21 protein-coding genes and 1 pseudogene are annotated in these 20,532 nt (G+C 44.0%); 15 read left to right on the top strand and 7 right to left on the bottom strand.

The genetic code is table 11. From position 1 onward, the window contains the following. Positions 1 to 22: 22 nt before the first annotated feature. Positions 23 to 250, bottom strand: coding sequence for a DUF4347 domain-containing protein (locus QUB08_RS14555; protein WP_333225361.1), 228 nt, complete (start codon positions 248 to 250; stop codon positions 23 to 25). 1,108 nt (positions 251 to 1,358) lie between these two features. Then, on the bottom strand, positions 1,359 to 2,972 hold the full coding sequence (gene murJ, locus QUB08_RS14550) for a murein biosynthesis integral membrane protein MurJ (protein ID WP_333225359.1): 1,614 nt from the start codon (positions 2,970 to 2,972) through the stop codon (positions 1,359 to 1,361). Positions 2,973 to 3,039: 67 nt separating this feature from the next. Between murJ and QUB08_RS14545 the strand changes: the two genes are divergently transcribed. Together QUB08_RS14545 and sfsA are read left to right on the top strand one after the other, a co-directional pair. Continuing rightward, on the top strand, positions 3,040 to 4,212 hold the full coding sequence (locus QUB08_RS14545; protein ID WP_333225358.1) for a DUF3095 domain-containing protein: 1,173 nt from the start codon (positions 3,040 to 3,042) through the stop codon (positions 4,210 to 4,212). 74 nt (positions 4,213 to 4,286) lie between these two features. Next, positions 4,287 to 5,009 carry a DNA/RNA nuclease SfsA gene (gene sfsA, locus QUB08_RS14540; RefSeq protein WP_333225357.1) on the top strand — a complete coding sequence of 241 codons (723 nt, stop codon included), beginning with the start codon at positions 4,287 to 4,289 and terminating at the stop codon, positions 5,007 to 5,009. A 58-nt stretch (positions 5,010 to 5,067) separates the two neighbouring features. Here the strand turns inward: sfsA and QUB08_RS14535 are convergent. Continuing rightward, a pseudogene (locus tag QUB08_RS14535) lies at positions 5,068 to 5,474 on the bottom strand (Uma2 family endonuclease); the annotation flags it as partial. A gap of 102 nt (positions 5,475 to 5,576) precedes the next feature. Here QUB08_RS14535 and QUB08_RS14530 point away from each other — a divergent pair. From QUB08_RS14530 to QUB08_RS14515, 4 genes are all read left to right on the top strand, one after another. Further along, complete coding sequence (locus QUB08_RS14530; RefSeq protein WP_333058197.1) at positions 5,577 to 6,899, top strand: 3-isopropylmalate dehydratase large subunit; 1,323 nt, start codon at positions 5,577 to 5,579, stop codon at positions 6,897 to 6,899. Between the two features lie 845 nt (positions 6,900 to 7,744). Further along, positions 7,745 to 8,506, top strand: coding sequence for a DNA-binding protein (locus QUB08_RS14525; RefSeq protein ID WP_333225356.1), 762 nt, complete (start codon positions 7,745 to 7,747; stop codon positions 8,504 to 8,506). Between the two features lie 334 nt (positions 8,507 to 8,840). Further along, positions 8,841 to 9,539, top strand: coding sequence for an aquaporin Z (aqpZ, locus tag QUB08_RS14520; RefSeq protein ID WP_333225355.1), 699 nt, complete (start codon positions 8,841 to 8,843; stop codon positions 9,537 to 9,539). A gap of 128 nt (positions 9,540 to 9,667) precedes the next feature. Continuing rightward, a complete protein-coding gene (locus tag QUB08_RS14515) occupies positions 9,668 to 10,156 on the top strand; it encodes a gluconokinase (RefSeq protein ID WP_333225353.1) in 489 nt (162 codons plus the stop codon). Positions 10,157 to 10,378: 222 nt separating this feature from the next. Here QUB08_RS14515 and QUB08_RS14510 read toward each other — a convergent pair whose 3' ends face one another. After that, the gene (locus tag QUB08_RS14510; RefSeq protein WP_333225352.1) at positions 10,379 to 11,356 is read right to left on the bottom strand and encodes a carbohydrate kinase; all 978 of its coding nucleotides are present in this window, start codon (positions 11,354 to 11,356) and stop codon (positions 10,379 to 10,381) included. 443 nt (positions 11,357 to 11,799) lie between these two features. Between QUB08_RS14510 and QUB08_RS14505 the strand changes: the two genes are divergently transcribed. From QUB08_RS14505 to QUB08_RS14465, 9 genes are all read left to right on the top strand, one after another. After that, positions 11,800 to 12,075, top strand: coding sequence for a photosynthetic electron transport-dependent transcriptional regulator PedR (locus QUB08_RS14505; protein WP_006633901.1), 276 nt, complete (start codon positions 11,800 to 11,802; stop codon positions 12,073 to 12,075). A 34-nt stretch (positions 12,076 to 12,109) separates the two neighbouring features. Next, positions 12,110 to 12,391: a hypothetical protein gene (locus tag QUB08_RS14500; protein WP_333127370.1), complete on the top strand. Its 282-nt coding sequence runs from the start codon at positions 12,110 to 12,112 to the stop codon at positions 12,389 to 12,391. Between the two features lie 151 nt (positions 12,392 to 12,542). Next, positions 12,543 to 13,820, top strand: a complete 1,278-nt coding sequence (gene hisS / locus QUB08_RS14495; protein WP_333225351.1) for a histidine--tRNA ligase — start codon at positions 12,543 to 12,545, stop codon at positions 13,818 to 13,820. Between the two features lie 272 nt (positions 13,821 to 14,092). After that, on the top strand, positions 14,093 to 14,842 hold the full coding sequence (locus QUB08_RS14490) for a Uma2 family endonuclease (protein ID WP_333225350.1): 750 nt from the start codon (positions 14,093 to 14,095) through the stop codon (positions 14,840 to 14,842). A 96-nt stretch (positions 14,843 to 14,938) separates the two neighbouring features. Beyond that, a complete protein-coding gene (locus QUB08_RS14485) occupies positions 14,939 to 16,063 on the top strand; it encodes a DNA cytosine methyltransferase (RefSeq protein ID WP_333225349.1) in 1,125 nt (374 codons plus the stop codon). Between the two features lie 73 nt (positions 16,064 to 16,136). Next, positions 16,137 to 17,360, top strand: coding sequence for an AAA family ATPase (locus QUB08_RS14480; RefSeq protein ID WP_333225348.1), 1,224 nt, complete (start codon positions 16,137 to 16,139; stop codon positions 17,358 to 17,360). Between the two features lie 2 nt (positions 17,361 to 17,362). Then, a complete protein-coding gene (locus QUB08_RS14475) occupies positions 17,363 to 17,938 on the top strand; it encodes a hypothetical protein (RefSeq protein WP_333225346.1) in 576 nt (191 codons plus the stop codon). 83 nt (positions 17,939 to 18,021) lie between these two features. Further along, a complete protein-coding gene (locus QUB08_RS14470) occupies positions 18,022 to 18,246 on the top strand; it encodes a DUF433 domain-containing protein (protein ID WP_333196244.1) in 225 nt (74 codons plus the stop codon). Between the two features lie 156 nt (positions 18,247 to 18,402). Beyond that, entirely contained in the window at positions 18,403 to 18,585 is a 183-nt protein-coding gene (locus QUB08_RS14465; RefSeq protein ID WP_333225345.1) for a DUF5615 family PIN-like protein, read from the top strand. A gap of 11 nt (positions 18,586 to 18,596) precedes the next feature. Here the strand turns inward: QUB08_RS14465 and QUB08_RS14460 are convergent, their stop codons facing one another. From QUB08_RS14460 to QUB08_RS14450, 3 genes are read right to left on the bottom strand one after another with little or no spacing between them, the layout of a single operon-like run. Beyond that, positions 18,597 to 19,832 (bottom strand): class I SAM-dependent methyltransferase, encoded by a 1,236-nt coding sequence (locus QUB08_RS14460; protein ID WP_333225344.1) that lies wholly within the window; start codon positions 19,830 to 19,832, stop codon positions 18,597 to 18,599. A gap of 9 nt (positions 19,833 to 19,841) precedes the next feature. After that, a complete protein-coding gene (locus tag QUB08_RS14455) occupies positions 19,842 to 20,201 on the bottom strand; it encodes a transcriptional regulator (RefSeq protein ID WP_333225343.1) in 360 nt (119 codons plus the stop codon). After that, positions 20,194 to 20,532: a type II toxin-antitoxin system RelE/ParE family toxin gene (locus QUB08_RS14450; RefSeq protein ID WP_333225341.1), complete on the bottom strand. Its 339-nt coding sequence runs from the start codon at positions 20,530 to 20,532 to the stop codon at positions 20,194 to 20,196. Before QUB08_RS14450 ends, QUB08_RS14455 begins: the two co-directional genes overlap by 8 nt.

Here is a 20,532-nt window from a genome sequence, read left to right as displayed (position 1 = left end):
AATAGATAGTCTAGATGGAAGCTCATAACGGTAAATGTATTAGTAGGTACATTTTACACCATAAACTCAGGAGAGCCGTCCCGACAAGGGCTATATCTTCAATCAAGGCTTGAGTAATTTGCTCGATCGCGCTCAAATTGTCATTTAAAATTACAACTTCAGCGGTATCAGCGTTTTGAATCAGGCTTTGATAGTCCTGTAGGTCGGAGTCTACGAAAGTGATTTGCTTGTTCATGTTTGGTACGTTCATAATTGCTGAAATCCTTGATATCTATTGTTTACATTCAAGTCGGATCGGGGTTGAAACCCCCACCTCGCTTCAGTCCTCGCTATGAGGACTGAATAATTTATTAGTCCTATTGAGCGAATAAATCGGGCTTTAAAATTGTTAGCCCGTTCCGCTGGAGCATTAAATAAATAATCGGAAAACATCAAAGGCGTTGCGCCGAATTAGTAACTCGATACAGTCCATAATCCAAGCGAGGTTTCTGACACAGCAGATCACTTTGGCTTCGGGAAATAGTTCCAGAATTAATGACAATTTGCTGCATCACCGGCGATTGGTGTCCCCGATCACTTCTTTTTCAGCTTGTGGCTGGTTGTAAGCCGAAAAGATACTCATAATCAGCGTCGGTTTTAGTTCAGGGGAAATAAACACGGAACACTGATTGTTTTGGGTCACGGCTGACAACATTCGATCGACTTGGGCCCCCAATAGGGGAAGTCATAGCGCTGTAAAACCGGGGGTTTTGTCGTAGTAGTGCAGCCAGTAAAGTAGAGCCTGAGCGGGGTAGTCCTGATATGAAGTAGGCTTTCACTGGCTTCGCGTGGGAATGAATGTAGATAACATAGATGCAAATTTAATGTATCATCCTAAAGACATATTTTTTATAGCATATTTTTATTTAACACTTCGCAACACAACATCCAGGTTTACGATATCTTTACAATCTAGACATCGTGGGTTGGCTTTCCCTATCTCTATCGTTGCTTCGGGCCCCTGCCTCTGTAAAGTCGGAAAAGTCGGATCTTAAAGTCGGAAAAGTCGGATCTTTGCCATGAGGACATCATTGTAGGCATCCAAGAGAGGCTGTGGGTATGAGGGTTTATTTGTTTTAGCGGAATTTTATTGGCTATTTTGCCAGACAGCATAAAGGTTGACGATATCTTGAGAATCTAGACATCGCCCTTGTTAATTACTCTGGAATTTTTGACCGCAGATGGTGGCGGATATACGCGGATGGACGCTTCGGAGTGTTGATTTGGATTTAAGGACGAGATCCCTTTTTGGTATTTTGTGTACTTAAGGGCGATCGCACTTTTCTTGATTCCTGGAATCTGCCGCAAATTTCGGACGTTTATTTGCGAAAACGGCCGCGAATGCGATCGACAAACATATCAACTTCCGGCAATTTCATCTGACTGACAAACAAGGCAAAAACCCCTAACCCTACAAAACTTGCCACACTCAACTGCACTAATTGAATTACCAAACCTTCAGTACCCAAAACTCTTTGACAGCCTTGCAGAGTAGCCAAGGTAACGAAAGCAGTTACAGAACTGGCAGAAGTTAACCCCAGAAAAGGCAAACTCCACTCCCCCCAAGGCAGGCCACCCAGCTTTTTATCTAATAAGTACAAAAGCATAATCATCGAAATAAGATTCACTCCCACCGTCGCCAAAACTAATCCGGGCGCGCCAAAGGCTCCTACTAACAAATAATCCAAAAGACCGTTTAAAAAGATATTGATAATACTGATGCGAAAAGGCGTTTCTCCGTCTCCCAAAGCGTAAAATACCCGTACCAAAACGTCGCGTCCCAAATACACAAACATTCCAATACTGTAAGCCATCAATATCGGCGTGACAAACTGCGAGGCCGATCGATCGAAAGCATAGCGTTCGTAGACCACGCGGACGATCGGCCCGGCAAGTGTTACCATTAAAGCGCTCAGCGGCAGCATCGTAAGGGCAGTCAAAATTAAAGATTGACGAATTCGAGCTTTTAATTCCGGCCAATCTCTCGGATCGGTGAGGCGAGAAAATATGGGGAGAAATGGCACTAAAATTACATTAGAAATGATACCTAAAGGCGTCATAACTAACAAGCCACTGTAACCCATCGCAGAGGCAGCTTGAGGGATGTAGGATGCGAAAAATAGGTCAGTATAAACATTAATTTGCAGCATTCCTGATGATAAGGTCGCAGGAACCATCACCTTAATTACTTCTTGCACTCCCGGCCGTTTAAAATTAAACCGCAAGCGCAATGTTCCCAAGCCGGCGCGCCACTGTGCCGCTAGTTGCACCAACCACTGCAAAACTGCGCCCGCTAAAGTTCCCCAAGCTAACACTAAGCCGCCCATTAGTGCGAATTCTGGCTGAGTTATTTTGTCTCCGAGTTGCATGGCTAATAAAAGCAAACCGCCGACAAGTGCAACGCTAGAAAATAAAGGGCTGATGGAAGGAAGCCAGTACATATCGGCAGCGTTGAGAGTGCCGAAACCAATGCCGATTAAGCCTGAAAGTAATGCCATCGGCGCCATAATCCGAAATTGCTGGACGGCAATAGCTTTAATTTGTAAACCTTCTGCTGTTCTATTTAATCCCGGTGCCACCAAATCTATCAGCGGATCGGCAAAAATAACTAAAGCGATCGTCACCAACAGCAACAAGCCACCGACTAAGGTGGTGATAGTCTCGACTAAGGGTGCTGCTTCTTTTTTATCCCGGCGGGCTAAAACGCTGACTATGGCGCTGTGAAATGGCCCGTTAATCCCTCCGAGCAAAATAAATAAGAAACCAGGGATGACGTAGGCGTAGTTGTAGGCATCGACGGCGACGCCGACTCCAAAGGCTGCGGCGATCGCAATTTGGCGCACCAATCCAAAGACTTTGCTAATTAGAGTGGCGAGTGCGACAATGCCGGCAATCCCTGCGAGGGAACGAGAGGGCTTCTGTAATTGGGACACAAATGGTTACAAACGCTAATGCTAAAAGGATTCACTTATTTTAATCGCGAATCGGGAGAATGATAACATGAATTCCGAAAACTTCTATTCCCAATTACCTTTACTCGACAATTTTATCAAGATTACCGATCAGGGTAATTTTGTTGACGTACCTGATGATTGGTACATTGTTGTCACAGATATTCGCGGTTCTACAAAAGCGATTGAAGCTGGAAAATACAAAGAAGTTAACTTATTGGGGGCTTGTTCGATCGTTGCTGTTTTGAATGTAGCAGGCAAAACTGAGATTCCGTTTGTGTTTGGTGGCGACGGTGCTTCTCTTTTAATGGGGCCATCGCTTTTACCCGCTGCTAAGATTGCTTTGCGGGCCACTCAACAAATGGCTAAGACTCAATTTGACATGGATTTGCGAGTTGGTGCCGTCCCGGTTCAAGTTGTGGCAGCAGCTAATTATCCGGTTAAAATAGCTAAGCTTAAAGTTTCGGAAAATTACAACCAAGCTGTTTTTATCGGCGGCGGCTTAACCCGTGCTACTGAACTTATTAAAGACCCGGCTGCTGGTAATATTTACAGTATTAAAAATAATGGCATTTCTGCAACAGCCGATTTTTCGGGATTGGAGTGCCGATGGCAGGATATTCCGAGCAAGTACGGGGAAATAGTAACGCTGCTGGTAATGGTGCGATCGGATTTGGGCCAGCAGAGCCATCAATTTTATAGAAATATATTAAAAAAAATTAACTACATTTACGGCAAGGAAAATAGTTTAAATCCTATCGACAGTAAAAATCTTAAATTGACACTTAGTAGCACAAAACTGATTCAAGAAACTCTAGTTAGGGCGCGCAGTGCTACTTGGTTAGACCACCAGCTATATTTATCAAAAATACAGTTAGAGACGGCGCTTGGTTCGCTGCTAATGAATTTAAAAGTTAAGACAGAAGAGTTAGATTGGGGAGTTTATAAAGATATTGCGATCGCAGCTACGGATTACCGCAAATTTGATGATATGTTGAGAATGGTAATTTCGGGTAATGAGTGGCGGCGAAAAAAATTGACGGGGTACTTGGAAAGGAATTACCGAGAAGGCAAGCTGGTTTACGGTTTGCACGTTTCTGACAGAGCGTTGATGACTTGTTTGGTGTTTGAACGCGGCGGCCACCAAGTGCATTTTATAGACGGTGCTGATGGAGGTTATGCTTTAGCGGCGAAGGATATGAAACAAAGAATGCAGGACTAAAGTCCTTACTACAAACCGTCGTTTCGTGCTATGATGCCTCCCTCTAAAATCTAAAATCTAAAATCTAAAATCGAATGACTGACTTAATTTACAAATATCCTCCTCTTTTACCCGGCATTCTCATCAAACGTTACAAGCGATTTTTTGCCGAAATTGAACTAGATTCGGGAGAAATAATCACGGCGCACTGTCCGAATACTGGCCCGATGACTGGTGTTTACATTCCGGGCAATCCAGTGCTAGTATCTCCCAGCGACAATCCTAAACGCAAGTTAGCTTATACTTGGGAATTAATTAAAGTTTGCGACACTGTGCCAACTTGGGTGGGAGTTAATACTGGGCTGCCAAATCGAGTAGTTAAATTAGCTTTGGAATTGAAATTATTTCCTGAGTTGGGCAATTACAGTTTAATTCAACCGGAGGTTGTTTACGGCACTGATAAAAAAAGTAGAGTTGATTTTTGGCTGACTGGTGAGGAAAAACCGATTTTTCTGGAAGTGAAAAATACAACTTGGGTAAAAGAGGAGTTGGCTTTATTTCCCGATACAGTGACGGAGAGGGGACAGAAACATTTGAGAGAATTGATGGAAGTGGTGCGGCAGGGTTCGAGGGCTGTAATGCTGTATTTTATTAATCGCGGGGATTGTACTGATTTTGCTCCGGGGGATAGTGCCGATCGCCTTTACGGACAATTGTTCAGACAGGCAATTAGTGCAGGTGTCGAAGTTTTGCCTTGTCGGTTTGACGTGACGCCAGAAGGTGTTCGGTATTTAGGTTTAGCAAAGCTTGATGTGTGAGGACACGATCGTCTTACAGCGTATTCCAGGTGTAATTCATAAACCTGGAATACGCTGTATCTTGTAAGGTTTGGAGATTATCCGATCGCGATCGCAGTTCAATGACAAAATCCGGCGCGATGGGGGGAAATTTCTGTCGTTGTTCTGGAGTCAGTGCTTCCCAGCGAGACAATTCCACCCATGCTACATCAGGAGAACGAGATCCTCCACCGGGCAATTTGAAAAACGTGGAAGAACTAAACACCTTACCGGCGTTGGGTTTGGCGATTCCAAATATAAACCTCACCGCCGAGATCCATCTCGCGACTACCGCTATCGCCGCCAACTGGAGACATCACAATTAACCTTCCTTCAGCATCGCTCGATGGTCAATTCAGGATTGCTGAGACAGAGTTGATAAAACTGCTCATCGGTAAATTGAACGCGATCGAGATTAACTTTTAGGGGTAACGTCAGCAAGGTCATCGTCATTACTCCCGATCTTTGAGACCTGATAATTTCTATTTTCATATAATGTTTCGCTTACAATACACTATGTAGCATCTAATAAAAAAGAGCGATCGCACTATGGGAATGACCCTGACCGAAAAAATCTTAGCTAAAGCATCAGGCCGCACTAAAGTTGAGCCCGGAGAAAATATTTGGGTAGAAACAGACGTGTTGATGACCCACGATGTCTGCGGGCCCGGCACCATCGGCGTTTTCAAACGCGAATTCGGCGAGAATGCGAAAGTCTGGAACCCTGACAAAATCGTCCTCATTCCCGACCACTACATTTTCACCAACGACGAACGCGCTAACCGCAACGTCGATATTCTCCGCGATTTTGCCAAAGAACAAGGGATAAAATACTTTTACGACATCACGGATCGATCGGACTTCAAAGCAAATCCCGACTACAAAGGAGTTTGCCACATCGCCCTAGCACAAGAAGGCCACACCAGACCGGGCGAAGTGCTCTTCGGCACCGATTCCCACACCTGTAATGCCGGCGCTTTCGGACAATTCGCCACCGGTATCGGCAATACAGACGCGGCTTTTATCATGGGAACCGGCAAACTGTTAATCAAAGTTCCCGCAACCATGCGCTTTGTGTTCAACGGTGAACTGCCGGATTATTTGTTAGCAAAAGACCTAATTTTGCAGATTATTGGTGATATTAGCGTTGCCGGTGCTAACTACCGGACAATGGAATTTGCTGGTGATACAGTTGAGCGTTTGACGATGGAAGAACGGATGACGCTGTGCAATATGGTGATTGAAGCTGGTGGTAAAAACGGCACGGTTGCGCCCGACAAAACTACGTTTGATTACGTTACTTCGCGGACTGATAAACCCTTCGATTCATTTTACAGCGATGGGGATGCTAAATTTTATAGCGATCGCACCTACGATGTCACCCAATTAGAACCAGTCGTCGCCAAACCGCACTCTCCCGACAACCGCGACTTAGCCCGCAACTGCCGCGATGTCAAGATCGATCGAGTTTACATCGGTTCCTGCACGGGCGGCAAAACCTCCGACTTTCTGAATGCGGCCCGCATTTTGAAAGGAAATCAAGTCAAAGTTCCGACTTATTTAGTACCAGCAACTCAGAAAGTTTACGAAGATTTGTTTGTCACAAAATACGATGGTCAAACGCTTTCGGAAATCTTCTTAGCAGCAGGCTGCATCGAACCCGCAGCGCCTTCTTGCGCCGCTTGTTTGGGGGGCCCAAAAGATACTTTTGGGCGGATGAATGAACCCGAAATTTGTGTGTCTACAACTAACCGCAATTTCCCCGGCCGGATGGGGAATAAAGAAGCGCAAGTTTATCTAGCTTCGCCTTACACGGCGGCGGCTTCTGCCCTGACTGGGTATGTCACCGATCCACGCGAATTTCTGTGTTAGAAAGTAGCTGATGTAAGGTGCTCTGCGGCGCACCCGGCGGTTCCTAGAATGTGCGCCGAAGAGTACCCTACGAGATGAATTTAAGGTGTTCTTCGGCGCACCCGCAAAAATGAGTGTAAAATGCCCTATAAAAAAGTAGGAGGACAATATTAATGCCAAACTATCGCCGATTTTACCTTCCTGGTGGAAGTTTCTCCCTAACGCTTGTTACCTACAATCGCACACCGCTATTTTCAGAGTCAGAAAATGTCTCGCGACTCTGCAAGGCTGTAGGGGCGCTTAAATCAGAATAACCTTTTGAAATTATTGGGCAGTTGTATTGCCCGACCACATCCATTTTTGGTGAAAATTACCTCCTAATCATACGGCCTATGCCAGCATCTCGGAAAGAGAAAAGTTTTCTTTGCACAATCTTTGCGCGGTCAAGAAAATTGGTCTCAAAATATCTCCTTTTCTCGCCGCAAGGGTCGATAAAGTAATGTTTGGTATCGTCGGTTTAGGGGATATCCTATTTGCAAACAAGATGAGTTTGAACAGCATTTAAACTATATTCACTCTAATCCTGTTAAGCACAATTTAAGTTATTGTCCGCATTTGTGGTATTATTATAGCTTTAGGTTCTGGTTAAAAAAGATGTTTATTCAGTTGATGGGTGCTGTTGTCCTCATGGCAGAAAGCCAAAAATACTAACTTTTGATGCCATTTCCTATAGACTAGGAGAATAAATTCAGAGGACTTACGTAAAAATTGGTATGACAGGCTACTTATAGCGGTAAGGTGCGCCGCAGGGCGCAACCCTATCCTTGTGTAAGGTGTGCACTGCTTGAATTGACAGGAGATTTCCTTTGAAAACACTATTTTTGGCTTGGCAAAGCCCGCGCAGCGGTTCTTGGTTTCCGATTGGTCGATTGACATTTAACGGTAAAGAATACCAGTTCAATTATACAAATGGTGTTCTAGAAGCGAAACTTAAGTGCGGGTTTCTGCCTTTGCCATCTTTCCCGGATTTCAATAAGGTTTACACTTCACAGAAACTGTTTTCGTTGTTTTCTAATCGAGTGATGGCGCGATCGCGCCCTGAGTACCATGAATTTTTACAGTGGTTGAATATCCCTGAACACGAACATTACCCAATTGCTTTATTGGCGCGCAGCGGAGGCAAACGGGTAACTGATAAATTTGAGGTGTTCCCTTGTCCGGAACCGGATGACAATAGACGTTACTGTATCCATTTTTTTGCAGATGGACTGCGATACCTTTCAAAGTCGGCAATTGAACGGATTAATCGGCTTCAAGTGGGCGAACTTTTGTATTTAGCCCACGAATTTCAAAATTCGCACGCTTCCCGTGTGCTTCTGTGTACTAAAGATCACTGGATTGTCGGCTATTGTCAGCGCTATCTTGTGGATGATATTTTTGAACTTATCTCGCAGCATCCAGAATTGGTTGGCGTAGAAGTCGATCGCCTCAATCAAGCCCCAACGCCGCTACAGTTCCGCTTGCTGTGCAAGATAACCGTCGATTGCCCCATAGACTTTCGCCCCTTCTCCAGTCCCATTTACCAGGCGGTTAGCAGTGATGTTTTAGCTGAGAGTGCGATCGGATAATCAGCAATAATAAGTAAAATTATCATCACAAAGTTAGGGAATAACCCAAGTTAATTGTTGTGAATTGAATACATAAAATTGCACAATTTAGATGAATAATTAGCTAAGTGTTGACATTTTTTACAAAATAGAGTATGTTTGAGCTAATTTATCGATGCCAAATTCCGCATTCTCAGTTAAGCCCATACAATTTATGAAAATTAGAGCTACAGGTTGCTAATGATTTCCATTAGTATTGTGGCAATGAATGAAACAAATTTGAGTTCTAATTTTTATAATTATAACTCGTATGGGTGTGAAATTAACCGATTATAAACTTGAGATAATTGTGAGTATGAACAAAAAAATAAAGATTGGGGTTGCTGAAGCTTTTGGTACTTTTGTGTTGGTATTAGGTGGATGTGGCAGTGCGGTTTTAGCTGGAGATAAAATCGGCTTTTTGGGAGTTTCGATCGCCTTTGGTCTATCCCTCTTAATCATGGTTTATACGATCGGGCCTATCTCTGGATGCCACATTAATCCGGCAGTAAGTATCGGTTTAGTAGTTGCCAAACTGATCGATGCTGTGTTACTTCCTTATTATATAGGAGGTCAGATTGTAGGAGGGATTTTAGGCGGTCTTGTTTTGTACTTGATAGCATCAGGAAAACCTGGTTTTGATGCAGCGGCTTCTGGATTTGCATCTAACGGTTTTGGAGAACATTCGCCCACAGGTTACGGACTTTTGGCAGCAGCTTTGACGGAAATTGTACTGACTGCTTTTCTGTTATTTACAATCATGGGCACTACCCATCCCAAATATCCCGTCGGTTTGGGCGGAATTCCGATCGGCTTGATGCTGGTGTTGATTCACTTAGTCGGAATTCCCGTAACCAATACTTCTGTTAACCCAGCTAGAAGTATCGGTGTGGCACTTTTTCAAGGCGGATGGGCAATTCAACAGTTGTGGGCGTTTATTTTATTTCCAGTGATTGGTGGAATTATCGGCGTTTTGGCTTATAATTTCATTAGACCCACTATGGAAGAAATTTGAGCGAAAATCAAAAATAAACTGGGTTTCTGGAAGTTTTTATGGTGGTAGAATTCATCTGGCAACTTAAGAAACCTGGTTTCTTGATCGCACAACTCGATCGAATTGCAAGTATTCGGTAAATAAGCGCCATGATTACGATCGTGATGGGAGTCTCAGGTTCTGGCAAAACTACTGTTGGCAAGTTGCTGGCGCAATCTCTAAATTGGGATTTCAGCGATGCCGACGATTTTCACCCATCAGCTAATATCGAGAAAATGAGTCGGGGCCTTCCTTTAGAAGATGGCGATCGCCTTCCTTGGCTATTACAATTGCAAGCTGCAATAGACAGGTGGCTGTTGGACAATAAAAATGTGGTTTTGGCTTGTTCTGCTTTAAAAACATCTTACCGCGAAATTCTCTACCGAGACCAAAAGCGAATGAAGATAGTTTATCTAAAATGTTCTTCTCAGCTATTAGCCACAAGGTTAAAAAATCGCGAAAATCACTACATGAAAGCAGACTTGCTGTTAAGTCAGTTAGACACTCTCGAAGAACCCGAAGATGCCATTATCATAGATGCTTCACAGCAGCTAGAGGTAATCGTGCGCCAAATTAGAAATCATCTGATGTGCGGTTAATTTCCCACAATAAAACCTCTAATACCAAATCGGGCTTAAATACCTGTTTATTTTATAGTCCCTGTCAGCTAGGACGAGAGTTTGTATACTAGGGATTCCCAATGCCGAGTCTTATCGAGGGTTTTTAACGCGGGTTTAGTATCAGAGTTATTTTTTTGGAGCAACTGGGTTTCTGAACCAAATTTAGCCCCCTCTCCGTTGCCGGGGGAGAGGTTTGGCCTGCTAATGTTTGTACAAATACAAGAAAGCTTCTACTTCAGCGGCGGTTGGTTGAGCTTTAATTGCCCCGGGTTTCATCGCTGTCATCGCACCTACCGCGCTCGCATAAGTTACAATTTTTTTTGTTATTTCTGGAGTCCCTAAACTCTTAATTCCCACCTTGCACAATTGGCTGACAAAACCAGCCATAAATGCGTCGCCGGCACCTGTTGTGTCCTCAACATCTACTGTAAAGGCGGGGATCTTTCCTTCATTTTCCGAGATACAATAGGCGCAACCTTTCTCACCCGCAGTCACCAAAACACCTTCTACAGAATCGAGGCGGTAGGTAATAGCTCCTGCGTCGGTAGAGTCAAACAACCATTCTGCTTCTTCCTCAGATAACTTGACAAAATCAACTTTTTTTAAGAGTTTTCTAATGTGCGCTTTTGCTTCGTCTGGATTTGGCCAAAATACGGGACGCCAATTGATGTCAAGTATAATTTTAACGTCATACTGTTCTGCTAGTTCGATCGATCGGGCGATCGCCTCTCGACTTTCAGGATAAGCTAATTCTAAAGTGCCTAGCACTAAATATTCGGCATTTTCAAACAGCACTTCGGGTAGTTGTGCAGCGAGGAGGCGGGTGTCGGCAAAATCCGCAGTATCGAATTCGCCAAAACCGGCAAAAGATCGATCGCCCGCTTCATTCCGCAAGACATAAACTTGCCGCGTCGGCGCACTTGGATGCCGCTGCACTCCAGCAATATCAACCCCTACTTCTTGCAATACCTGCACTAGGTAATTTCCCAATTCATCCCCACCTACAGCACCGATAAATCCCGCCGCCGTCCCCAATTTAACCAAAGCACAGGCAACATTAGCAGGAGCACCGCCGGGATATGCCGTCCAAGATTCTACCTCTTCGAGAGATACTCCTGGTTTGTCTGCTAAACAATCAAATAAGATTTCACCCAGACACAGAACGCGAGGATAGGTCATCTCAATTTTAGATTTTAGATTTTAGATTTTAGACTAGCAGTAGACAGGTCAACAATTATTTTTAACCCATCCCAGAAAAATTGCCAGCTATTTTTTAATGGCTGCTCCTATAATATCAGACTTACTGATACTGGCAGTTACTCGTTCAACGCACAAGTGCAGTGCGGGCGTATCAGTTGTTTTACCTGAAAACCTCTGCGGCTTTGGTTCGGATGTCAGATGCGCGCAGGTAAAGGGATCACCTGCCACCCTGTGGTGCCAGCAGTGCAAGTCGGTGCGGGTCATGGTGTGTCAGCGCTGGGTTTGCACTCCTGGCGATTCTGCAAGCGAGTTGGTGCTTCGGGCCCAAAAGAGTAGCACAGAAAATTAAATTTTCTCTTCATACTCGATCCCTCATCCTTTAGAATTGTAGATAGGTAAATATGCAGACATAGGAAAAATTTATGAGTGGGATTGTCTCTGGGACCCCTGTCACCCTGTCGGACAGAGAATTGCAAGTGGTAGAGTTAGTAGCGGCGGGATTGACTAATGAGAAAATCGCCGAAAAGTTAGAGATTAGCAAGCGTACAGTTGACAACCACATTAGCAATATCTTGAACAAGACGCGCGCTGACAATCGAGTTACGCTTGTACGCTGGGCGTTGCAGTGGGGAAAGGTATGTTTGGACAATATTAACTGCTGCCCTTTACCGCGGCCGATCGATAAAGAAGTATCTTAAGTAGGGATTTTGGTTGGGGACAGGCAAAGAAATGATGCAAACGGCACAAGAAAAACAACTCCGCTATCAAATTCAAAGCCCTGGATTGCCGCTGGCGGTGTATCGCGAAGTGGCGGTCCATTTGCGTCAAGTTGAAGGGGTGCAAACCGGTTTAATTCCGCAGCAGTCGCAGCGGTTTGATTACTGCGACAGCCAAGTTGGGGGTTTGTGGATACAGTATCCTGAAGGGTTCGATTTGGCAGGTCGCGAGCGGGTCGATCGCATTTTGGCTTATTATGGCGATCGTTACGGAGCGTGGGAATTATTAAGTCATTAGTTATTGGGAATTGTTAGGTGTTGACTGTTGACTGTTGACTGTTGACTGTTGACTAATAACTAATAACTAATAACTAATGACGAATTACTAATGACAACTGACAACTGCCAACTGCCAACTGACAACTGCCAACTGACAACTGACTAACAAAATGAGTGCAATTAAAACTTTACCGGGAACGCGGGATATTTTGCCCGCAGAAATTCAATATTGGCAAAATATAGAAGAAGTCGCTAGAATAATTTTGAAAAAAGCGGCTTATCGAGAAATTAGGACGCCAATTTTTGAACAGACATCTTTATTTGAACGCGGCATCGGCGAAGCTACCGATGTTGTCGGCAAGGAAATGTACACTTTTAAGGATAAGGGCGATCGATCGACTACTTTGCGTCCAGAAGGCACCGCCGGGGTAGTCCGATCTTTTATTCAAAACAGTTTGTACGCGGCGGGAGACGTGCAGCGTCTGTGGTATGCGGGGCCGATGTTTCGCTACGAACGCGCGCAAGAGGGAAGACAGCGGCAGTTTAATCAAATTGGCGTGGAAGTCTTGGGGAGTGCGAATCCTCGTGCGGATGTCGAGGTAATTGCGATCGCCTGTGATATCCTGCAAACACTCGGTTTAAAAAATTTGCGCCTCGATATTAATTCTGTCGGAAATAAGCAAGACAGACAAAATTACCGACAAGCTTTGATAGATTATTTTACACCGCACAAAGACGAATTAGACGCGGATTCTCAAGACCGCTTGACTCGCAATCCGCTGCGGATATTGGACAGCAAAAATCAGCGCACTCAAGAAATTGTAGCTGGTGCGCCGAGCATTTTAGAATATTTGGGAGAGGAATCGCGAGATCACTTCGAGCAAGTGCAGCTTATGCTCACAAATTTAGGAATTAGCTATCAGTTAAATCCCAGATTAGTGCGCGGTTTAGATTACTATACCTACACCGCATTTGAAATTATCTCCGACGATTTGGGAGCGCAAGCCACAGTTTGCGGAGGCGGCCGCTACGACGGTTTAGTAAAGGAATTGGGCGGCCCAGATACGGCGGCAGTCGGTTGGGCAATGGGTATCGAAAGGTTGATTATCCTGCTGCAAAAGTTGCAACCTTTGCCCGCGCCGAAGTTAGATTTCTATTTGGTATCCAGGGGCGAAAAAGCCGAACAGCAATCGGTATTGTTAGCTCAAAAATTGCGAAGTGCCGGGTTTAGTGTCGAGATAGATTTGAGCGGCAGTGCTTTCGGAAAACAGTTTAAAAGAGCCGACAGAAGCGGTGCGGTTGCGTGTTTAGTTTTGGGAGATGCGGAAGCTGAAAACCAGACGGTACAATTGAAGTGGTTGGCGAGTGGTGAACAAAGTGCGATCGCACAATCGGAACTACTAGCAATGACAAACGAGCTACAGCAGAAAATCATAGCTGCATATTAAGTCCGGCAGGGAATGAATTCCCTGCCTCAAAGCTAAAGTCCTCTGAAGAGGACTAATTATTTTAACAGTCTTCTTCTCAGTCCTCTTAAGAGGACTTTAGCTATTAGCCAGGGGTTTCAACCCGTGGCGGACTGTCGGCTTAAGTCGTTACTAATTGGCTCTGCCCGGTAACGCATATCCAGAGGCTCGGCCTCGTCATTAAGCCATTAACATTAATCCCAAAAACCAAGAGATATAATTTAAGCATTAAAACATTTAACCTCTGATAAACTATGTCTTTAGCAACTAAAAATCCTGAAACAAAACTCACAATCACCTGGCCGCTACTACCAGAAGATTTCCAACTACCAGACGACCCCCTGGAAGACGAAAGCCAACCATTATTAGCCGCCGCTTTGCGCCAGCCGCTAACAGGATTTCCTGAATTAATGCAGGATGCCTTAATTGTTTCCAACTTTGCCTTGTGTGCCGGCATAAGTTTCCCAGGTTCCACCAGCGACGAACAGCGCATTATCTGCAAAGCACCAGATTGGATGTACGTGAAACCCGTCAATCCCAAAAATGTCTCGCAAGTCCGCCGCAGTTACACACCGCACACAGAAGGAACCATCCCCCAAATCGTGATGGAATTTCTTTCAGAAACCTATGGAGAAGAATACTCCGTTGAATTTACCTCACGGGTGGGAAAGTGGTATTTTTACGAGCAAGTAATCAAAGTCCCTCGATACGTCATATTCCGAGCAAAAACAGCTCATTTAGAAGTTTACGCTTTACAATCAGAGCATTACAACTTGCAAAAACCTGATGAAAATGGACGTTATTGGATACCGGGATTAGACTTGTTTTTAGGTATTTGGGAAGGAACGCACGAAGGAAGGACAGGCTGTTGGCTGAGGTGGTGGGATGCAGAAGGCGAGTTATTGCTGTGGTCGGAAGAAAGAGCCGATCGCGAACGACTCCGCGCTGAAAGATTAGCCGAAAAACTGCGTCAAGCCGGGATCGAGTTAGAGGATGAAGAGTGAAATATCAATTGATGAGTCGAGTTCGATCGTGTTTTGGTATGATGACACTCTTGTGGTGCGGGCATCCAGCCCGCCCTTGGCTAACTTTACACTCCTATGTTAATCGAACGTCTCCAGCCGATCGCCTGGACAAAAAAACCGCGACTCATATCCTTATTTTCTGGTTGCGGCGGCATGGATTTGCCATTCCACCAAGCCGGATTTGAGGTAGTTTGGGCGATCGACTCCAACAAATACGCCTGCCAAACATTCAGCAGAAACATTGCTGATGTCATCATCAACGACAGCATAGAAAATATAGACATTGCACAAGTTCCCGAAGCTGAAATATGTATAGGAGGGTTCCCCTGTCAAGATTTCTCCCTAATTTGGAAGCGCCCCGGACTTGAAGGAACCAGAGGCAATTTATATACATATTTTCTCGATTTTGTCAATAAAAAAAAGCCCAAAGCTTTTGTAGCAGAAAATGTCAAAGGCTTATTAAGTGCCAATAATTATCAAGCAATAAAACAAATAATTTCTGACTTTGAAAGTATCGCTCCCGGCTACTTAGTTAAACCTAAACTATACAACTTTGCCGATTACGGAGTACCCCAATTTCGCCAAAGAGTGTTATTAGTTGGCATTCGGATGGATACAGGATTTAACTTTGTGCATCCTCAGCCAGAATACGGTCAAAATCGCAAAAATCCTTATCGAACAGCGGGCGAAGCACTCAAAAATGTGGAAGCAGTTCTTGACAATAACCAACATCATAAAATTCAAGCCCGCACCGTTGAAATTTTAAATCGAATTAAACCGGGAGGCAATTTCTCTGATATTCCCAAGGATAGTCCATACTATGTCAAAGGCATGATCAGTCACGTTTATCGGCGAATTCATCCAGATAAACCATCATCGACAATCATTGCTGGTGGAGGTGGCGGAACTTGGGGTTATCATTATTTAGAACCGCGTTCTTTGACAAATCGTGAAAGGGCAAGATTGCAAACATTTCCCGATGATTTTGTTTTTGAAGGTTCTACGACTGAAGTACGGCGGCAGATTGGCAATGCAGTACCGCCGCAGGGAATCGCGGCTGTTGTTGAGGCTTTAATTCCGCTATTTAATGGGAATTATCCGAAAGTGGATTTATATGAAATGAGTAAAAAGTTGCAGGGTATGTCAATTCAAGAGCGATTGAGATGGGCTGAATTAGAACCCAGTGAAAATATTTTATAATCAGCAAGTAGTTTATAGTACAATATTTCTAAATATTGAGCTAATTATGTAGCTGATCGAGTGAATATTCAAAATGCTGAAAGAACTTCATCTAAAACAAGTCGGAACCGCCCCCCAGTTCGATGTAGAATTTGCCGATCGCATTAATTTATTTACTGGCGACAATGGTTTGGGGAAAACTTTTTTGCTTGATGTTGCTTGGTGGGTACTAACTGGAAAATGGGCGGATAGTCCAGCTTGGCCACAGCAGGGACAGGGCAATTCCCCGGAAATCACTTCTCTTTTAAGCAATCAAAAAAAATCCGATAAATATCGAAGTCTGTTTAGTTTTTCCGAACAAAAGTGGTTAGAAATTGGCAAGTATTCTAGTTTCAAAGGGTTAATTATTTACGTCCGGGTTGATGGATTTTCCGTCTTAGATCCTGCCCGTAATCGCTTAGCAGCTTATCACTTCAATTATGATAGTCTTTGGAATGGATTGATTAATTCAGAAGGAAAATTTATCTGTAATGGTCTAATTCATGATTGGGTGAACTGGCAACGTCAACCAGACAGATCTCAATTCCAAGCATTATCTCGAGTCATTAAACAACTTTCTCCCGATGCTGATGAGTGGATGGAACCGGGAGAACCAATCAGGGTTTCTGTTGAGGATGTGCGTGAGATTCCTACCTTAAATTTTCCCTATGGCAATGTTCCGATTATATACGCATCAGCGGGCATTAAGCGAATTTTAGGATTAGCTTATTTGTTAGTATGGACTTGGTATGAACACACAATGGCTTCTAAGTTGCGGCAACAAGAACCTCTGGATAAGATAATTCTTTTAATCGATGAAGTTGAAGCTCATTTACATCCACAGTGGCAACGATCAATCTTGCCAGCCATCTTAGAAGTAGCGACAAACCTCGAAAATGAAATGAAACTTCAGCTCATAGCTACAACTCATTCTCCGCTGCTACTTGCCTCAATCGAGCCTGAATTTGATGAGGAACAAGATAAATTATTTTTGTTTGAGTTACAAGGTAAAGATGTAACTCTTAATGAAGTTCCTTGGACAAAACATGGGGATGCTGTTGGGTGGCTAACTTCAGATATTTTTGGGTTAAAACAGGCTCGTTCCCGCGAAGCAGAAATAGCGATTGAGGCTGCGTATACTTTCATGCGAGGAGAAAGCATGGAAACTTTTCCTGAATACCTCAGAACTAAGGAGCAAATTCATCAGGAACTCCTGCGAGTTTTACCAGAACACGATCGCTTCTGGCCTCGATGGATTGTGAGCACCGAGGTAGAGTAAAGATGATGCGATTTATTCCGCCACCGGAACCAACAGGTTTTGAGCAACAGGTGCGAAAAGCAGGCAATAATTGGTTAGTTAAAAATCCTGGTAAAGAACCAAAAGATTTTTGGTCTACCTTCAAACCTCAATTAGCTAAAGACTTCCAAAATCTTTGTGGCTATTCAGTTATGTACATACCGAGTCGGATGGGTACTGTAGATCATTATTTGAGTAAAAGTAAAGCAGAAAATCGGCATTTGATTTATGACTGGAAAAACTATCGCTATGCTTTGCAACGGGTAAATAGCTGCAAAGGAACTTACGATAGACAAATTCTCGATCCGTTTGAAGTAGAAGATAATTGGTTTGAGATTATCCTACCTTCTTGTCAGTTGGTTTTGACTGATGCGATTCCTTCCCACCAGCGTGATCGAGCCGAATTTACCCTCAAAAAGTTACAGCTTCAGAATAGTGAATGGGTGATAGAACAACGTCAGGAGTGGTATCGGATGTATCTAGAGAACGAACTTAATTTAGAAGGGTTAGAAAAGAAAGCGCCTTTAATCGCTCGTGCGGTTAAAAAACAGCTTAATTAGTTAATAATCATGGGAATCCAATTGTTGACAATTACGATCGCACTCATTCATACTATAACTAAGCGTTGTAGGAGCTAACTTTAATGTCGGAGCTATTCGCAAGAATCACGGTTAATCCTAGACAGTGTGGCGGTCGCCCTTGCATTCGCGGCATGAGAATTCGGGTATCAGACGTACTGGACTTATTTGTGGCTGGTTTGAGTGCGGAACAAATACTAGAAGAAATGCCCGATCTTGAAGCAGACGATCTGAGAGCATCTCTTTTGTATGCTTCGCGCAAACTCAATCATCCGGTATTGGTTGCATGACAATAATTTGGGTAGATGCACATCTGTCACCGGCGATCGCAACCTGGATTACAAACACATTTGGTGTCACAGCAGTAGGCTTGCGCGAGATTGGCTTGAGAGATGCCCGAAGATACTGAAATTTTTGAGGCATCGAGAGCGCAGGGAGTTATCGTAATGACTAAAGATAGTGACTTTGTTGATTTGGTCGATCGCCTTGGTTCACCGCCACAGATTATTTGGTTGACGTGTGGCAATACATCAAACGCTCGGTTGCGAGAGATTTTGAGTGCAACATTACCTGAAGCTTTGGAAATATTGAAAGCAGGTGAACCACTGGTGGAGATTAGTGGAAGTTAAACTTTTAATCACTAATCAGGCACCATCAAACCCTTCAACATTCTCCCCTTTTCCTCCTCCCTCAACCCCTTCGACTGCACCAAAACCCCAAAACCCCCCAAACCCATCGGATCGATTAACTGATGCAAAGCCTCCCGGCGCCGCAAAAACGTTGCCACATCCAATACTTCCGCATCATTTGTAGATAGAGAAGCAATACGATCGCCCAAACCCAACGCCATCAAAAACAAAGCCTGCTGAGTAAACCCTACCACATCCAAACCGCACAATTCACCCTGCCTTTCCAACGCCGTAAAATTAACATGAGCCGTTAAATCCTGCCGCCCCACATTAATATAAGGATTGCTGTGATATCGGTGGCGATAATAACACTGTAGCGTCCCCTCCCTGCGCCTCGGATTGTAATAGCGGTGCGCCGGATAGCCGTAATCAATAGTTAACAAATATCCCCGCTGCAACTTTTGAGCAACTGTACTCATCCAGTCCAAAGCCGCCAAATTTACTTCACTGCGATAACCATCCCCATAAGCACTCGCCGACAAATCGATGCTTACCAAATCCAAATATTCGGCAATTTTAGGCGTGGAAACTTCGCCAATAACCTCAACAAATTTTATCTCTTCTTGTTCATTTTTTGGGGTATTTGCGACAACGTAAATCTCCCTAACTTGCCCTTCTTGCAGAAAGAATTGATGCACTGGCAAAGCATCTACTAACTCATTAGAAAAGAAACAACCGACGATTGAGTTATTAACTATCTCATCCCAATTACACCACTTAACACACTTAATATCGGCTAAAGTTTGCCGCTGTTCCGCTTGGAGCCCAGGGGAAAGTTCAACAATAATGTATTCTAAAATATGAAAGAAATCGGGATGTTGCCGTTGCAGATATTGCAGCACATTTTTGGCAAAATTTCCCCGCCCAGCGCCCATTTCTACGATCGCGAAATTGAAAGGGCGATCCTCTTCGAGGGCTCCGCTAACGAGCAATTCCCACATTTCCACAAACTGATCCGCCAAAACCTCCGCAAAATCAGCACCCCAATGAGACGACGTGATAAAATCGCCTTGTTTGCCGATCGACTGGCGATCGCTATTGTAATAACCGTGCTGCGGATGATACAATGCCAAATCCATATATTCAGCAAAAGTAATACGCTGCTGCGGGCTGGCGGCAATTCTTTCGCAGATTAAAGCGCAGAGATCCGAGTTACTGTCATTGATATCTGATTGCTGAACTTTCATAATTAACCGTTATACTGTGGGAAGATGGTCTGCAACTGCGATCCCACCCTCACCCTCGAATGTTGAACGATCGGATTTAACCCCTATTGTTAGCTGAAATCCCAAAGCATCCAGCAACGCCACCAACAGATAAACTTCATCTCCTCCTGTTTTTGAGAGCTGATTTTTTAACTTTTCATAATGCAACGTAGCTAGCTCTGAAAGCTGAGTTATGCCCCCGCGAGCCTCAACCATATTACTAAGTGCTAGTGGTAAAAGTTCCGCTTCTACATTTTTCTCTTCCAAAATCGCCTCGATATAAGCAGCAGCAGCTTCAGGTTTTTTCAGGAATTCAATCAAGTCATCTTGGTAACTTACACTTTTAGTCATTATCTCGACTCCTGTAATCTATCCAATATTCAATAGCTTTACGAATATCTCGATTTTGAGTGCTTTTATCTCCACCACAGAGGATGAGAACAATCGTTTGCTCTATTTGCCCAAAGTAGACGCGGTAGCCTGGGCCCCAGTCAATTCTTAATTCAAAAACACCTTCTCCTACTGAGCGACAATCTCCCGAATTGCCGAGCTTAATTCTTTCTAGCCTCCCGCGAATCTTGGCTTCAGCTTTGATATCTCGAAGAGACTTCAACCATTCAGTGAAAGGAATTTTTCCATCTGGTGTGACGTAACGCTGAATTTCTTTTGGTTGAGCTTCCAT

Source organism: Microcoleus sp. BR0-C5 (assembly GCF_036705045.1).
Lineage (GTDB): Bacteria > Cyanobacteriota > Cyanobacteriia > Cyanobacteriales > Microcoleaceae > Microcoleus.
Note: the sequence above shows the minus strand (reverse complement) of the source record. Positions and strands in the feature narration are given on the sequence as shown.

Coding starts and splice junctions, on each gene's coding strand:
- QUB08_RS14515 (WP_333225353.1), top strand. CDS start 9,668: ATGATTACGATCGTGATGGGAGTCTCAGGTTCTGGCAAAACTACTGTT.
- QUB08_RS14545 (WP_333225358.1), top strand. CDS start 3,040: ATGAATTCCGAAAACTTCTATTCCCAATTACCTTTACTCGACAATTTT.
- QUB08_RS14555 (WP_333225361.1), bottom strand. CDS start 250: ATGAACGTACCAAACATGAACAAGCAAATCACTTTCGTAGACTCCGAC.
- QUB08_RS14500 (WP_333127370.1), top strand. CDS start 12,110: ATGCAAACGGCACAAGAAAAACAACTCCGCTATCAAATTCAAAGCCCT.
- QUB08_RS14465 (WP_333225345.1), top strand. CDS start 18,403: ATGACTAAAGATAGTGACTTTGTTGATTTGGTCGATCGCCTTGGTTCA.
- QUB08_RS14460 (WP_333225344.1), bottom strand. CDS start 19,832: ATGAAAGTTCAGCAATCAGATATCAATGACAGTAACTCGGATCTCTGC.
- QUB08_RS14485 (WP_333225349.1), top strand. CDS start 14,939: ATGTTAATCGAACGTCTCCAGCCGATCGCCTGGACAAAAAAACCGCGA.
- QUB08_RS14450 (WP_333225341.1), bottom strand. CDS start 20,532: ATGGAAGCTCAACCAAAAGAAATTCAGCGTTACGTCACACCAGATGGA.
- QUB08_RS14470 (WP_333196244.1), top strand. CDS start 18,022: ATGTCGGAGCTATTCGCAAGAATCACGGTTAATCCTAGACAGTGTGGC.
- hisS (WP_333225351.1), top strand. CDS start 12,543: ATGAGTGCAATTAAAACTTTACCGGGAACGCGGGATATTTTGCCCGCA.
- sfsA (WP_333225357.1), top strand. CDS start 4,287: ATGACTGACTTAATTTACAAATATCCTCCTCTTTTACCCGGCATTCTC.
- QUB08_RS14530 (WP_333058197.1), top strand. CDS start 5,577: ATGGGAATGACCCTGACCGAAAAAATCTTAGCTAAAGCATCAGGCCGC.
- QUB08_RS14510 (WP_333225352.1), bottom strand. CDS start 11,356: ATGACCTATCCTCGCGTTCTGTGTCTGGGTGAAATCTTATTTGATTGT.
- QUB08_RS14480 (WP_333225348.1), top strand. CDS start 16,137: ATGCTGAAAGAACTTCATCTAAAACAAGTCGGAACCGCCCCCCAGTTC.
- QUB08_RS14505 (WP_006633901.1), top strand. CDS start 11,800: ATGAGTGGGATTGTCTCTGGGACCCCTGTCACCCTGTCGGACAGAGAA.
- aqpZ (WP_333225355.1), top strand. CDS start 8,841: ATGAACAAAAAAATAAAGATTGGGGTTGCTGAAGCTTTTGGTACTTTT.
- QUB08_RS14455 (WP_333225343.1), bottom strand. CDS start 20,201: ATGACTAAAAGTGTAAGTTACCAAGATGACTTGATTGAATTCCTGAAA.
- QUB08_RS14475 (WP_333225346.1), top strand. CDS start 17,363: ATGATGCGATTTATTCCGCCACCGGAACCAACAGGTTTTGAGCAACAG.
- QUB08_RS14490 (WP_333225350.1), top strand. CDS start 14,093: ATGTCTTTAGCAACTAAAAATCCTGAAACAAAACTCACAATCACCTGG.